The organism is Capnocytophaga sp. oral taxon 323 (assembly GCF_001278825.1).
In the GTDB taxonomy this organism is placed as follows: Bacteria; Bacteroidota; Bacteroidia; order Flavobacteriales; family Flavobacteriaceae; genus Capnocytophaga; species Capnocytophaga ochracea.
Genome location: NZ_CP012589.1, coordinates 106,540 through 120,381 on the forward strand (window position 1 = coordinate 106,540; position 13,842 = coordinate 120,381).

General features: G+C 39.4%; 14 protein-coding genes and 1 pseudogene. 13 read left to right on the top strand and 2 right to left on the bottom strand.

The window, feature by feature from the left end; all coding sequences use genetic code 11:
• The first annotated feature begins 77 nt into the window (after positions 1-77).
• Entirely contained in the window at positions 78-707 is a 630-nt protein-coding gene (locus tag AM608_RS00445) for a DUF417 family protein (RefSeq protein ID WP_002671199.1), read from the top strand.
• Positions 708-794: 87 nt separating this feature from the next.
• On the opposite strand, the gene AM608_RS00450 is transcribed toward AM608_RS00445, so the two are convergent.
• Together AM608_RS00450 and AM608_RS00455 are read right to left on the bottom strand one after the other, a co-directional pair.
• Positions 795-1,313 carry an HAD family hydrolase gene (locus tag AM608_RS00450; protein WP_009421968.1) on the bottom strand — a complete coding sequence of 173 codons (519 nt, stop codon included), beginning with the start codon at positions 1,311-1,313 and terminating at the stop codon, positions 795-797.
• On the bottom strand, positions 1,294-2,064 hold the full coding sequence (locus tag AM608_RS00455) for a Rossmann-like and DUF2520 domain-containing protein (RefSeq protein WP_053580391.1): 771 nt from the start codon (positions 2,062-2,064) through the stop codon (positions 1,294-1,296). Before AM608_RS00455 ends, AM608_RS00450 begins: the two co-directional genes overlap by 20 nt.
• Positions 2,065-2,608: 544 nt before the next feature.
• Between AM608_RS00455 and AM608_RS00460 the strand changes: the two genes are divergently transcribed.
• From AM608_RS00460 to pfkA, 12 genes and pseudogenes are all read left to right on the top strand, one after another.
• Positions 2,609-3,211, top strand: a complete 603-nt coding sequence (locus AM608_RS00460; protein WP_002671206.1) for an LUD domain-containing protein — start codon at positions 2,609-2,611, stop codon at positions 3,209-3,211.
• 6 nt (positions 3,212-3,217) lie between these two features.
• Positions 3,218-4,060 carry a phosphatidate cytidylyltransferase gene (locus tag AM608_RS00465; RefSeq protein ID WP_009421954.1) on the top strand — a complete coding sequence of 281 codons (843 nt, stop codon included), beginning with the start codon at positions 3,218-3,220 and terminating at the stop codon, positions 4,058-4,060.
• Positions 4,060-4,854 carry a diaminopimelate epimerase gene (dapF, locus tag AM608_RS00470; protein ID WP_053580392.1) on the top strand — a complete coding sequence of 265 codons (795 nt, stop codon included), beginning with the start codon at positions 4,060-4,062 and terminating at the stop codon, positions 4,852-4,854. The genes AM608_RS00465 and dapF overlap by 1 nt, the downstream gene beginning before the upstream one ends.
• Entirely contained in the window at positions 4,851-5,351 is a 501-nt protein-coding gene (locus AM608_RS00475; RefSeq protein WP_053580393.1) for a GNAT family N-acetyltransferase, read from the top strand. Before dapF ends, AM608_RS00475 begins: the two co-directional genes overlap by 4 nt.
• An 8-nt stretch (positions 5,352-5,359) precedes the next feature.
• On the top strand, positions 5,360-6,178 hold the full coding sequence (locus AM608_RS00480) for a ZIP family metal transporter (protein ID WP_009417519.1): 819 nt from the start codon (positions 5,360-5,362) through the stop codon (positions 6,176-6,178).
• Between the two features lie 102 nt (positions 6,179-6,280).
• Complete coding sequence (gene glyA / locus AM608_RS00485; RefSeq protein WP_009410053.1) at positions 6,281-7,555, top strand: serine hydroxymethyltransferase; 1,275 nt, start codon at positions 6,281-6,283, stop codon at positions 7,553-7,555.
• Between the two features lie 371 nt (positions 7,556-7,926).
• The gene (tatC, locus tag AM608_RS00490) at positions 7,927-8,736 is read left to right on the top strand and encodes a twin-arginine translocase subunit TatC (RefSeq protein WP_053580394.1); all 810 of its coding nucleotides are present in this window, start codon (positions 7,927-7,929) and stop codon (positions 8,734-8,736) included.
• Positions 8,737-8,744: 8 nt separating this feature from the next.
• On the top strand, positions 8,745-9,398 hold the full coding sequence (locus tag AM608_RS00495) for a hypothetical protein (RefSeq protein ID WP_009410049.1): 654 nt from the start codon (positions 8,745-8,747) through the stop codon (positions 9,396-9,398).
• A 6-nt stretch (positions 9,399-9,404) separates the two neighbouring features.
• On the top strand, positions 9,405-10,148 hold the full coding sequence (gene lptB / locus AM608_RS00500; protein ID WP_009410048.1) for an LPS export ABC transporter ATP-binding protein: 744 nt from the start codon (positions 9,405-9,407) through the stop codon (positions 10,146-10,148).
• A 64-nt stretch (positions 10,149-10,212) separates the two neighbouring features.
• Entirely contained in the window at positions 10,213-11,412 is a 1,200-nt protein-coding gene (gene pepT / locus AM608_RS00505; RefSeq protein ID WP_053580395.1) for a peptidase T, read from the top strand.
• Between the two features lie 104 nt (positions 11,413-11,516).
• Positions 11,517-12,709 (top strand): annotated as a pseudogene (locus AM608_RS00510) (pyridoxal phosphate-dependent aminotransferase).
• A gap of 118 nt (positions 12,710-12,827) precedes the next feature.
• Complete coding sequence (gene pfkA / locus AM608_RS00515; protein ID WP_053580396.1) at positions 12,828-13,808, top strand: 6-phosphofructokinase; 981 nt, start codon at positions 12,828-12,830, stop codon at positions 13,806-13,808.
• Positions 13,809-13,842: the final 34 nt, after the last annotated feature.

Genomic DNA, 13,842 nt, shown 5'->3' on the forward strand with positions numbered 1-13,842 from the left:
TTATCCATTCGAGATACAAAATAATGCCGTATCTTTGCCCCCGCAAATAAAAAGTTAATTTTAAATATTAAATCACTATGCAAAAATTATTATCATTTTTAGCCGATAGCGAACGTTGCTTTGTAAACTTTATCAGGGTCGCTATCTTTATTGTAATGGCTTGGATTGGTGGGCTTAAAGTGTGCCAGTACGAAGCCGATGGTATTGTTCCCTTTGTAACGAATAGCCCGTTTATGAGTTTCTTTTACAACAATTCAGGCAAAACTGCCATTGATGAGAACGGCGTGACAGGTGAAGCAAACAAAGGTAAAGAAGTAGCCCAATACAAGCTACACAAGAATCCTGAAGGGAAGATGGTAAAAGCTAATATTGAATGGCATAAAGAGAACGGTACTTATGTGTTCTCATATGGTTTAGGAGCTTTTATTTGTTTGATAGGATTCCTTACTTTACTCGGTATTTGGTCGCCTAAAATAGGGGTGATAGGAGGCTTACTTACTTTCGGTATGAGTATAGTTACCCTCTCTTTCCTCATCACGACTCCTGAGGTGTATGTGCCTAACTTAGGTGGAGATATGCCTACGCCTGCTTATGGATTCCCTTATCTATCGGGAGCGGGACGTTTAGTATTGAAAGATATTATTATGTCGGCAGGTGGATTGATAGCAGCCTCAGAAGCTGCCCGCCGATTGCTAAAAAAGAATTAGAATTAAGAAAATATTAATTCTATCATCTAATTATAAGGGCTGTCTACCGCAAGGTAGACAGCCCTTTATATAATAAGTGAAGTGGGATTATTTATCTTCAAAAGTCCAATCGCCACGCACTTTAAGCACTTGTTCTATAATATCGCGCACAGCTCCCTGTCCGCCTTCAAGATGCGAAATATAATCGGATACGGCTCTTACTTCGGGCACGGCATCTACGGGGCAAATAGCCAATCCTGCTCGCTTCATTGGGGGGATATCGGGCATATCGTCGCCCATATAAAGTATTTGTTCTCTTTTAAGATGTTTCTCCTTTTGGTATTTCAGAAAGGTTTCGAGCTTTTGGTGACGGAGCATAAAGATATCTTTTACACCGAGATTTTCGAAGCGTTTTTGTACGCCTACGTTACCTCCTCCTGTAATGATACATATGTTGTAACCTTTGGCGATAGCTGTTTTTACCGCAAATCCGTCCTTCATATTCATACTGCGCAATAGATCGCCATCGTTATTTACAAACACTTGAGTATTGGTAAATACGCCATCAACATCAAAAATAAAAGTTGTGATGTTCTTTAAACGTTCTTTATAGTTCTTTCTTTCCATAGGTGTTTATTATTGATTTTGTAATTATATTGTATATTTCTCGTTCATAACCTGCAAGCAAAGCCAAATGGTTAGCAATAGTTTGAGTGTCGCCACGTCGTGCAGGTCCTGTTTGTGCTTCGAGGGCGGGCATTGTTTGGAGTTTTTCGAAAGTATTTTTTAGCAAAGGTTCTAATATTTCAAAAGGAATGGCGTGTGCCTCGCATATTCTTTGACTGATAGCCACCAAATGATTGGTGAAATTATTAACGAAAACAGCCGATAGGTGCATTATACTGCGTTGGTAACTACTGAGCAGATACACTTTTGTGGAAAGCTTTTGAGCTAATGGGTATAGAAATCTTTCCATATCCTCAGTATATTCAGCCTCTAAACAAAAAGGAATGTTTGAAAAATCGACCTGAGTGCTTTTTGAAAAGGATTGTAAAGGGTAAAACACGCCACGTCGGTTTTTGGGTGAGAGTGCCTCCATAGGGGTATTGCCAGAGGTGTGCACTACCAATTGCCCCTCGAAAGGAAGGAAGGCTGAAACTTCACTAATAGCTTCGTCTTTCACGGCTATAATACATATATCGGTGGGGCGCAAGTCGGTAAGGCTGTGAATTTTATCTACCTGAAAATCATTAAACTCAGGGCTGAATTCACTACGGTTATACAACTGCCGAAGGTGCACCTCAGGGAGCTGATAGAGGGCTTTGGTGAGGTGATAAGCCACATTGCCTCCTCCTATGATACTAATATTAATAGCCATATTGACTGCAAAAAAAATGTTAAAAATTGCTTTTTCGCAAATATTCTTCAAAAAAAGACAAGGTTCTGTTTTTTATCTCAAAAATACAAAAGGTTGATAATCAATAAATATTTTTAGTTCTTATCTTTTACTTTACCTCTACTTTACTCGAACCTAAGACGAAGGTAAGACGAACCTAAGACGAAGCTAAGACGAAGCTAAGGCGAAGGAAAGAGGGTATTAAGCTGAAAATCAAACGGAAAAAAGCTGTATTTAGTTTATTGAGAAAAAAATGTTAAAATTGCGTTTTTGGCGAAAAAAACGCAAAAAAATAAATATCATATATTCAGTAAGGGCACAAAGGTAGGAAAATAAAAGCAAATGACAAATTTTATAGAAAAAGTATATAGATTCATTTATTTTGTATATATTTGCAAAAAAATAGGGCTCATTGTATTATCTGCTGGGCAGATATGAATGGAATAAAATACTTCTTTTGTTGATTTTCAATGGATAAGAAGATTAAGTATTAGTTAGATTGCCAATTGTAAAAAACGGATTGTCAATGAATTTATTTAGAAGATTATTTAAAGGGAATGATATAAAAAGTGAAGATGAAGTACGCAAGTTAAATGAACAGCTTCCTGCTGATGAGCAATTTGCGATGAACTTTACTAAAAATGGCGGAAAGTTTATTTATTGCACTACCGAAATACAGGTGCAAGAGGTTTTTCGGCACATACTGAAAGAGTTGGGTGTATATGTGAAGATGAGTAGTAATGCTTCTCACACTATTAAAACAATGTTTGAAGAGCACACGCCACTGTTTACTGCTGATATCGAAACTTCGAACGTGTATTTGACGGATTGCGAGTACCTTATCACTACTTTGGGCGGGATTATGCTCTCTTCGCATCAGTTGAGGCATAAGAATATCAATGAATTACCTGAAATATTTATTGTCTTTGCCAAAACGAGTCAGATGGTGAGAGATATCCCTGAAGGAATGAGAGGCATAAAGAATAAATATCCGCAACAATTTCCTACGGGGCTCATTACGCTACAAAGTTTCACCGATGACCCTGAGAAGAATAGTATCAACCATTACGGCACGAGTTCTAAGAGGACGTACCTGATACTCTTAGAAGATTTACCTATTGATAAATAATAATTTATGAACGAACTCTTCAAAAGAACCATTACAGGCTTTATTTATGTTTTTCTATTGCTATCGGCGATTATGCTCAACGCTGATGCTTTTGACTTCTTGTTTTTATCCTTTGGTATTATTTGTTTATTTGAGTTTAAAAGGCTTATCAGATTAAAGGAATTGCATATATTTTTACTTTTTTTGTTGGTTTGGTGGCTGTTTATTCACTTAAAAACTTATCCTTTCTCAGTTTATATACTGCTTTTGGCTACTTTGCTTGCCAATATATACCTTACGATGATGCTTTTCAACGAAAAAACGCCTATCCGCAAGCAAAGTAACAATACTAAACTGCTTATTAGTTTACTGTATATAGGAGGAGGTTGTATATTTATGCCTCTGATTTACAAATATGAGAATAACCCGAACCCTAATTATTTTTATCAGAATATATTCAACAACGAGTCGCAAATTACGATGATAGGACTGTTGTGTATTATATGGGCGAGTGATAGTTTTGCGTACCTTACAGGCAAAGCCTTTGGCAAACACAAGCTCTTTGAGCGCATTTCGCCTAAGAAAACTATTGAGGGTTTTGTGGGCGGACTCATAGGGGCGATGCTTATCGCTACGGCTATTTCGTATTACAGTGGCAGACCACTATGGCAATGGCTTATATTGGCAGTGATTTTGGTGGTTACCGGTGCGGTAGGTGACCTGGTAGAGTCTAGCTTTAAACGAACTGCTAAGGTAAAGGACAGCGGGACGATACTGCCAGGACACGGAGGTTTACTCGACCGCCTGGATAGTCTTATTTTTGCCTCGCCTTTTGCGTACTTAACGCTACTAATTTTTGACCTTTTTTAATGATGAAATTCTACAAATATCAAGGAACAGGGAACGATTTTGTGATGATAGACAATCGCAAAGGGGTATTTCCTAAAAATAACGAAACGCTTGTGGCACAATTGTGTCATAGGCGTTTTGGCATTGGAGCCGATGGATTAATATTGCTTGAGAACGACCCGCAGTATGATTTCCGTATGGTGTATTACAATTCTGACGGGCGTGAAAGTACGATGTGTGGCAATGGGGGGCGCTGTGTGGTGGCTTTTGCGAAACAATTGGGTATTATAGAACACGAAACGGTATTTATAGCTGTAGATGGGGAGCATTGTGCTACGATTGAAGGCAATAGCTACGTGCGCTTGCAAATGAAAAATGTAACTGAGGTAGAGGAACACAAAGGCTACGTATTCTTAAATACAGGGTCGCCTCACCACGTGCAATGGGTGGAAGAGGTAGGTACCGTAGACGTGAAAAGCGAAGGAGCTACTATACGTTATGGAGAACTTTATGCTACTCAAGGCGGTAGTAACGTGAATTTTGTGAGCAAAGGAGAGAAAGGCTTTAAAGTGCGCACCTATGAGCGCGGAGTGGAAGATGAAACATACTCTTGCGGTACAGGGGTTACAGCTGTAGCGATTGCTCTTTATCACATAGGAGAAACCGATGCACAACAGATTACCCTGCACACTCGAGGAGGTGACTTGCAAGTGGCTTTCGATAGAGTAGGAGAGGGGTATGAGAATATCTATTTGAGTGGTAGTGCTCAATTCGTGTTTGAAGGAACGGTAGAAGAGTTAAGAAGTAAAGAATGATAAAGTTAAGAGCGTTAGAACCTGAGGATATAGATTTCTTGTATCAGTTAGAAAACGAAGAAGCCTTATGGGAGGTGAGTGACACCCAATTGCCTTTTGCTAAGCATTTGCTACAAGATTATATACGGAATGCCCAACAGGATATTTACGAAGCTAAGCAGTATCGCTATGTGATAGCGTTTGAAGAGGGAACGCCTATGGGCTGTGTAGATTTATACGATTTTAGTCCGAAGCACCGCAAAGCAGCTGTGGGAATAGCTCTTTTGCCCGTCTATCGAGGGAAAGGTTATGCCAAAGAAGCCTTGCGACAGTTGATAGCTCATACGCAACAATACTTAGACTTACACCAACTGATTGCTTATATCCCTGCGGATAATGAGGTGAGTATACGCCTTTTTGAGGGAGTAGGATTTAGTTGCAGTGGTGTACAAAAAGACTGGCTTTACAGTCAAGGAGTTTATAAAGATATGTTATTATACCAAAATATTTTCAGATAAGTCATAAAATGATACGAGATATTATTACTTATTTAGAGACCATAAACCCTATACTTGCTGCCTTATACGCTACCATTTTTACGTGGAGTGTAACAGCTTTGGGGGCTGCAGTGGTATTCTTTTTTAAGAAAGAAAACAAGACCGTGTTAGATGGTATGTTAGGCTTTACAGGAGGGGTGATGCTGGCAGCCAGTGTGTGGAGTTTGATAATACCCTCAATTAATATGACAGAAGGTGAAGGCTTTATAAAGGTTCTACCTGCTACGGTAGGGATATTTATGGGGGCACTTTTTCTTTATGTATTAGATAAGTTATTACCACACTTTCACGCCAACTTCAAACAAACAGAAGGTATTAAAACCGATTGGCAAAAAACTACTTTGCTTATTTTAGCTATCACCTTGCACAACATTCCCGAAGGATTGGCCGTAGGGGTACTATTTGGAGGAGTAGCCGCTGGTATTCCCGAAGCCTCTATTGCGGGAGCGGTAACTCTTGCCATCGGTATTGGGCTACAGAACTTTCCTGAAGGAATAGCCGTAGCGATGCCACTCAGACGTATGGGGGTGAGCAGATGTAAGAGCTTTTTTTATGGGCAACTTTCGGCTATTGTAGAACCCATAGCAGGGGTATTGGGTGCTTTTGCAGTACTCTTTTTTACTCCCATACTTCCTTATGCTCTTGCTTTTGCGGCAGGAGCTATGATTTATGTGGTCATAGAAGAGGTAATACCTGAAGCCCAGCAAAATGAGAACACCGATGTTTCTACCATAGGATTTCTAATAGGTTTTGTAGTGATGATGGCAATGGACGTGGTATTGGGCTAACAAATATTTCTTTACAGATGTTTGTGTGATACTGAAAAAAAGCATATATTTGCCCAGAAATAGAAGCAATGAGAAGAGTATTAAACATTAAATAATTTTAATATGCAAAGAGACATTGATATTTTTGAACTAATTGAAGACGAAAGAGAGCGCCAAGAGTTGGGGATTGAGCTCATCGCTTCAGAGAATTTTGTGAGTGACCAAGTGATGGAAGCAGCAGGTTCGGTACTGACTAACAAATATGCTGAAGGTTATCCAGGCAAGCGTTACTACGGCGGTTGTGAAGTAATTGATGAAATAGAGCAAATAGCTATTAACCGCGCTAAAGCGCTTTTTGGTGCTAAATATGCCAATGTACAACCTCATAGCGGTTCGCAAGCTAATGCGGCAGTTTATGCTACTTGTCTTAAACCAGGTGATAAAATTCTCGGTTTCGACCTTTCACACGGCGGACACCTTACACACGGATCTCCTGTGAATTTCTCAGGTAGATTGTACGAACCTGTATTTTATGGGGTAGAAAAGGAAACAGGAAGGCTCAATTACAACAATATATTAGAAATAGCGGAACGAGAGCGCCCTAAAATGATAGTAGCAGGAGCTTCGGCGTATTCTCGTGATATCGATTTTAAATGCTTTAGGGAAATAGCCGATAAGGTAGGTGCTATTCTCTTTGCTGATATTGCACACCCTGCGGGGCTCATTGCCAAAGGACTCTTGAACGACCCTATCCCGTATTGCCATATTGTAACTACTACTACTCATAAAACACTGCGAGGGCCTCGAGGAGGACTTATCTTGATGGGTAAAGATTTTGAGAACCCTTTTGGTATAAAAACTCCTAAGGGAGAAGTGCGAATGATGTCGTCACTTATAGACAGTGCGGTATTCCCAGGTAACCAAGGAGGTCCTTTGGAACATATCATCGCAGCAAAAGCGGTTGCCTTTGGTGAAGCACTCTCCGATGATTTTCTCTATTACGCTATACAAGTGCAAAAGAATGCGCGTAAATTAGCATCTGTTCTTTTAGCAAAAGGCTATGATATCATCTCAAAAGGAACTGACAATCACCTAATGCTTATTGATTTGCGCAATAAAGATGTAAGTGGTAAAGAAGCAGAAGAAGCCCTTGGTAAAGCAGATATTACTGTGAACAAGAATATGGTGCCTTTTGATACTCGCTCGCCTTTTGTAACCAGTGGTATTAGGGTGGGAGTATCAGCAATCACTACTCGTGGACTCAAAGAAGCTGATATGGAACGCATTGCCGACTTTATAGACCGTGCAATTACTAATCGAGATAATGATGAAGTGCTTGAAGAAATAGCAGAAGAAGTAAATATGTTTATGGAAGACAGACCTTTGTTTGCATATTAGTAAATTATAGGCTACTTATATAAAGTATAAACATAGGCTCTTACTAAGTTTTTAGGACTTAGTAAGAGCTTTTTTGTTGCAATGTTTCCTAGACTGTAGACGATACCCATATCCGCATCTTCAACAGGAACTGATGGGGCTAACAATGTGATTGAAGTATTGCAAGACGATACTCCTCCGGAAAGTCTAAAAAGTACAACTACTTTATTCACCTGTCCATCGTGCTACGACCTCTGGCAAAGATGATTATTGGTATTTTTGATATTACTGGTGGTAAGTTAAAAAAGTTAGTTGCTAATTGTGAATTATGAATTATTTATTATCTTTGCACCATCAAATTTGTTATAAAAGATAAAAACAACAAAGCAACGATGGAATCATCACAAGATGAAATGTCCTTTTTAGACCATTTGGAAGCCTTGCGCTGGCACTTGATACGTGCTACTATAGCTGTTTTAGCAGTGGGTGTGGTAGCTTTTGTGTGTAAGGATTTTATTTTCCAAATCATTTTTGCTCCTAAGAATGGCGATTTCTTTACTTACAGAATGTTCTGTAAGATAGGTCATCTTTTTGGATTTGAAAGTGCTTTTTGTGCTGAACAATTGCCTTTTACAATTCAAAGCCGTACAATGGCAGGGCAGTTTTCAGCTCATATCTGGACGTCTATTTGGGCAGGAGTGATTCTCGCATTTCCTTATGTGCTTTATGAAGTGTGGAAATTCATCAGTCCAGCACTCTATGAAAACGAGCGCAAGCTGGCTCGTGGCTTTATTCTTATTGCTTCTTTGCTGTTTTTTATAGGAGTTTTGTTTGGCTATTATCTCATTACCCCACTATCAGTGAATTTCTTAGGGTCTTATTCAGTAAGTCCCGAAGTGAGAAACCAAATAGATTTAAACTCTTATATTTCGGTAGTACGCTCGTCAGTCATTTCGTGTGGCATTATTTTTGAGCTACCTATTGTTGTTTATTTTCTTACCAAATTAGGAGTGATAACACCTGCTTTTATGCGAAAATATCGCCGGCACGCAGTTATTGTAGTGCTTATCATTGCAGCAATTATAACCCCTCCTGATGTAGTAAGCCAAATTATCGTGTCGATACCGATAATGCTCTTATACGAAATAAGTATTTTTATTTCAGCTTACGTTTTAAAAAAAGAACAAAACAAGGTAATTTAATATTTTTAATGGATTGTAATACCTACTTACAGCACCTACCCAACGTGAAAACGTTGAAACAGCTTTGCAAAGGCGAAGCCGTATTAGATTGGATTATTTGTGGTCACGAGTTTGAAGTTTATCACACCTACTACAAAGTAAATGAAGAAGAATATGAAGGCTATGAAGCCCAATGGGGGCACGGCTTTGAAGATGAAGACGGTTCGTCGCTGTCGTTTTATTTTATTGATAAAGCCTGCTTAATCGTTCCCTCTTCGAGCGCCGAAGATAGCAAAGGAGGCGATAATCACGACTTCGAGAAGCGTATCCCGAAGGTGTTCTTGCCGTACTATCGTAAAAACTTTTCAGAAAGTGATATTCCTTTCGTGATATACTCTTTAGATGGCGAAACGTGGCAATGTGTAGAGAACTTCCCTGTGGAAGAACACATCGATAAGTTTGAGTATATTTCTACTGACCCTATGAAATACAAAGAATGGGCAGTGGAATACTTGGGCGACGAAGGCTTCTTGCAAGAAGTAATGAGCGAACAAACCATTACCGACCTTTACGAAGGGAAAGTGCTTACCGAAGAGATGGTGTACAGTATCGTAACTGAAGTGCACGATTGGGTAGATTTAGAAACAGAACTCAACGAAATGCCTTATCGCTTTTCGTTTTAAGATTATATGAAATTAGTAGTAAATAACATCATCAAAATATACAAAGGAAGAAAAGTAGTAAAAGGCGTTTCGCTGGAAGTAAACCAAGGCGAAATTGTAGGACTCTTGGGGCCTAACGGAGCAGGAAAAACGACTTCCTTTTATATGATAGTGGGACTCATCAAGCCCAACGGTGGTACTATTTTTTTGGATAATACCGAAATCACCAGTTATCCGATGTACAAGCGTGCTCAAAGCGGTATTGGGTATTTGGCACAAGAGGCTTCGGTATTTAGAAAGCTGAGTATTGAGGACAACATCAAAAGTGTCCTACAACTCACCAAACTCTCTAAGGCAGAACAACAACGCAAAACCGATGAGCTGATAGAAGAGTTTGGCTTAGGACATATTCGTAAAAATCGTGGAGACTTGCTTTCAGGGGGAGAACGTCGTCGTACAGAAATTGCACGTGCTTTGGCTACCAGTCCGAAGTTTATCTTGCTCGACGAGCCTTTTGCAGGGGTAGACCCTATAGCAGTGGAAGATATCCAACGCATTGTAGCACAGCTCAAAGACAAGAATATAGGTATTCTCATCACCGACCACAATGTGCAGGAAACACTAGCCATTACCGACCGCACTTATTTGATGTTCGAGGGAGGAATCCTCAAATCAGGAGTGCCTGAAGAATTGGCAGCTGATGAGATGGTAAGAAAAGTATACCTTGGAAGAAACTTTGAATTGAGACGCAAGAAAATATTAGAAGATTAGCCAATTAACAATAAAAAGAAATAACTAAAAACTATAATATAATGAAAATTTAGTAGACCGTTTTATTAAGTATATAAAAATAGACTCTCAGTCCAATCCTGAGAGCGAAACAACTCCTAGCACCGAAAAACAATGGAATATGGCAAACCTATTGGTAGAAGAATTGAAAGCCATTGGTTTGCAAGACGTAACTGTAGATGAAAACGCCTACGTGATGGCTACGTTGCCATCGAATGTAGATTACCCAGTGCCTACCATTGGTTTTATTTCTCACTTCGATACATCACCTGACTTCTCTGGTGAAAACGTAAATCCACAGTTTATAGAAAATTATGATGGGGGAGATATTGTCCTCAACAAAGAACAAAACATAGTGTTATCACCTTCTTATTTTGAGGATTTGTTGCTCTATAAAGGCAATACCATTATCACAACCGATGGTACTACCCTTTTAGGAGCTGACGATAAGGCGGGGATTGCCGAAATCGTAACCGCTATGGAATACCTTGTGCAACACCCCGAAATCAAACACGGCAAAATACGCGTAGGCTTTACCCCTGATGAGGAAATAGGACGTGGAGCACATAAATTCGATGTGAAAAAATTCGTTGCCGACTGGGCTTATACAATGGACGGCGGACAAATAGGCGAACTTGAATACGAGAGTTTCAATGCAGCAGGAGCTAAAATTCACTTCAAAGGAAAGAACGTGCATCCTGGTACTGCCAAAAACAAAATGATAAACTCAATGCTCGTAGCTACTCAGTTTATCAATGCACTACCAGCCGATGAGATTCCAGCTCGCACCGAAGGTCGCGAAGGATTCTACCATATTACCGATATTTCTGGAGATGTAGAAAATACAGTAGTACAGCTTATCATCCGCGACCACGACCGCGACCTTTTCAACAAACGCAAAGCCGTAGTACAGCAAATTGTAGACGACCTTAACAAGCAAATCCCTAATGTGGCAGTAGCCGAAATAAAAGACCAATACTACAATATGGGTGAAAAAATCAAACCTGTGATGCATATTGTAGAAGTAGCCGAACGCGCGATGAAAGAATTGGGTATTACCCCTATTACCAAACCTATCCGCGGTGGTACCGATGGTTCTCAACTTAGCTTTATGGGCTTGCCTTGTCCCAATATCTTTGCAGGCGGACATAATTTCCACGGCAAATACGAATTTGTACCCGTAGAAAACCTCGAAAAAGCTACCGAAGTGATTATTCGCATTGCTGAATTAGTAGCAAAAAAATAATATAATTAGCCAATTTATCAATTAGCCAATGTGTTAATTGACAAATTGGCTAATTTGCTAATTTTTCATTAACCATTAATAATTAACCATTAATCATTAAAAAAATGCCTACAATATCACATAGAGCGCAAATATTGCCTCAGTCACCCATTAGAAAACTGACCCCTTACGCTGAAAAGCAGCTAAGGAAGGTAAGACTATTTATCACCTCAATATTGGTCAGCCTGACATTAAAACCCCTGAAATAGCCGTACAAGCCGTAAAAGATTTTACCCCTAAGGTATTGGAATATACAAAAAGTGAGGGAATCGATTCTCTTAGAGAAAAGGTGGTGGAATACTACAAAAAACACGATATTAAGGTAGAAAGTAGTGATATTATCATCACTTGTGGAGGTTCTGAAGCTCTTACCTATGTAATTGCTACTGTTGCCAATGCTGATGATGAAATTATCATTCCAGAACCTTACTATGCGAACTATATTAGCTTTTCAGAAGCCTTTGATGCAGTGTGTGTGCCCATTACGTCTTCTTTTGATGATAACTTTGCCTTACCTCCTATAGAAGAGTTTGAGAAAAAGATAACTCCTAAAACTAAAGCTTTTCTCATTTGTAACCCCGGGAATCCTACAGGCTATCTGTATTCTAAAGAAGAAATTTTGCAATTGGCAGCAATAGCTAAAAAATACGATATTTTCCTTATTTTCGATGAGGTATACCGAGAGTTCGTATATGATGGTGCTACCCATTATTCCATTATGCAAGTAGAAGGCATTGAACAAAATGCTATAATGATAGATTCGGTATCTAAACGTTTTAGTATGTGTGGAGCACGCATCGGGTGGGTAGTCTCTAAGAATAAGGACGTGATGATGTCTGTTTTGAAATTCGCTCAAGCCCGCTTGTCTCCCCCTACTTATTCACAAATAGGAGCCGAACGCGCTTTTGATGTACCCGAAACTTATTTTGAAGAGGTATTAAAGGAATATACTCAGCGTAGGAACGTGCTCATTGAAGAACTCCGAAAAGTAGAAGGTGTACGTGTATCGATGCCTAAGGGGGCTTTCTATTGTATAGCCGAATTGCCTGTAGAAAATGCAGAAGACTTCTGTATATGGCTTTTAGGCCATTTTTCAGTAAATAACGAAACGGTAATGTTGGCTCCTGCCGAAGGTTTTTATGCTACCGAAGGTTTAGGGCGCAACCAAGTGCGTATAGCTTATGTACTCGAGAAGGAGAAGATAGTAAAAGCTATTCACATATTAGGTGAAGCTCTAAAGGAATACAACAAACATTAAAATTTTCTAATTCCTAATAAACTAAACAGTTATATTTTTTAGTGTTAAAAAAACACATAAAATTATTGCTATATCAAAAATATTTTGTACTTTTGAGGCGGAAAATTAAAAACAGACAATGTCAGTAAAAAAAATAGCAGTATTAACATCAGGAGGAGACGCTCCTGGTATGAACGCCGCCATTCGTTCAGTGGTACGTACTTGTGCATACCACAACATCAAAGTGGTAGGTGTATATCGTGGCTATCAGGGAATGATAGAAGGCGATTTTGAAGAAATGAACGCACGTAGCGTTCGAGATATTATCAATAGAGGAGGTACTATCTTGAAATCAGCCCGCTCTAAAGATTTTAAAACTCCTGAAGGGCGCAAGGCAGCTTATGAAAAATTAAAAGCTGCAGGAGTAGATTCTCTTGTAGTAATAGGAGGTGATGGCTCTTTCACTGGAGCACTCTTGTTCAACAAAGAATTTGGTTTCCCCGTAATGGGAATCCCTGGTACTATCGATAACGATATCTATGGTACTGATTTTACTTTGGGATATGATACCGCTCTCAACACTGTAATTGAGGCTATCGACAAGATTAGAGATACTGCAAGCTCTCACAACCGCTTGTTTTTCATAGAAGTAATGGGGCGTGATGCAGGACACATCGCCTTGAACTCTGGAGTAGGGGCAGGTGCTGAAGAAATCTTGATTCCAGAAGAGAATATAGGACTTAAAAAGCTACTTGAATCTTTGGAAAAAAGTCGTAGGACTGGTAAAACTTCTAGCTTGGTAGTGGTTGCTGAAGGCGATAAAATAGGTAAAAACGTATTCGAACTTAAAGAATATGTAGAGCAACACCACCCCGATTACGATGTGCGTGTATCAGTATTAGGGCATATGCAACGTGGAGGTGCTCCTTCTTGCTTCGACCGCGTATTGGCAAGCCGTATGGGGGTAAAAGCAGTAGAATCACTCCTTGAAGGGAAATCTAACTATATGGTAGGAATCCGCAATAATAAAATGGAACTCACTCCGCTTGAAAAAGCTATCAAAGGTAGTTCTAAAATAGATACGGAACTCCTCCGTGTAGCCGAAATAATGGCAACTTAGTAACGTAACAAACTTAAAATTAAATAACGAATAA

Coding starts and splice junctions, on each gene's coding strand:
- pfkA (WP_053580396.1), top strand. CDS start 12,828: ATGTCAGTAAAAAAAATAGCAGTATTAACATCAGGAGGAGACGCTCCT.
- AM608_RS00465 (WP_009421954.1), top strand. CDS start 3,218: ATGAACGAACTCTTCAAAAGAACCATTACAGGCTTTATTTATGTTTTT.
- glyA (WP_009410053.1), top strand. CDS start 6,281: ATGCAAAGAGACATTGATATTTTTGAACTAATTGAAGACGAAAGAGAG.
- AM608_RS00445 (WP_002671199.1), top strand. CDS start 78: ATGCAAAAATTATTATCATTTTTAGCCGATAGCGAACGTTGCTTTGTA.
- AM608_RS00460 (WP_002671206.1), top strand. CDS start 2,609: ATGAATTTATTTAGAAGATTATTTAAAGGGAATGATATAAAAAGTGAA.
- AM608_RS00455 (WP_053580391.1), bottom strand. CDS start 2,064: ATGGCTATTAATATTAGTATCATAGGAGGAGGCAATGTGGCTTATCAC.
- AM608_RS00475 (WP_053580393.1), top strand. CDS start 4,851: ATGATAAAGTTAAGAGCGTTAGAACCTGAGGATATAGATTTCTTGTAT.
- AM608_RS00450 (WP_009421968.1), bottom strand. CDS start 1,313: ATGGAAAGAAAGAACTATAAAGAACGTTTAAAGAACATCACAACTTTT.
- AM608_RS00495 (WP_009410049.1), top strand. CDS start 8,745: ATGGATTGTAATACCTACTTACAGCACCTACCCAACGTGAAAACGTTG.
- tatC (WP_053580394.1), top strand. CDS start 7,927: ATGGAATCATCACAAGATGAAATGTCCTTTTTAGACCATTTGGAAGCC.
- AM608_RS00480 (WP_009417519.1), top strand. CDS start 5,360: ATGATACGAGATATTATTACTTATTTAGAGACCATAAACCCTATACTT.
- dapF (WP_053580392.1), top strand. CDS start 4,060: ATGATGAAATTCTACAAATATCAAGGAACAGGGAACGATTTTGTGATG.
- lptB (WP_009410048.1), top strand. CDS start 9,405: ATGAAATTAGTAGTAAATAACATCATCAAAATATACAAAGGAAGAAAA.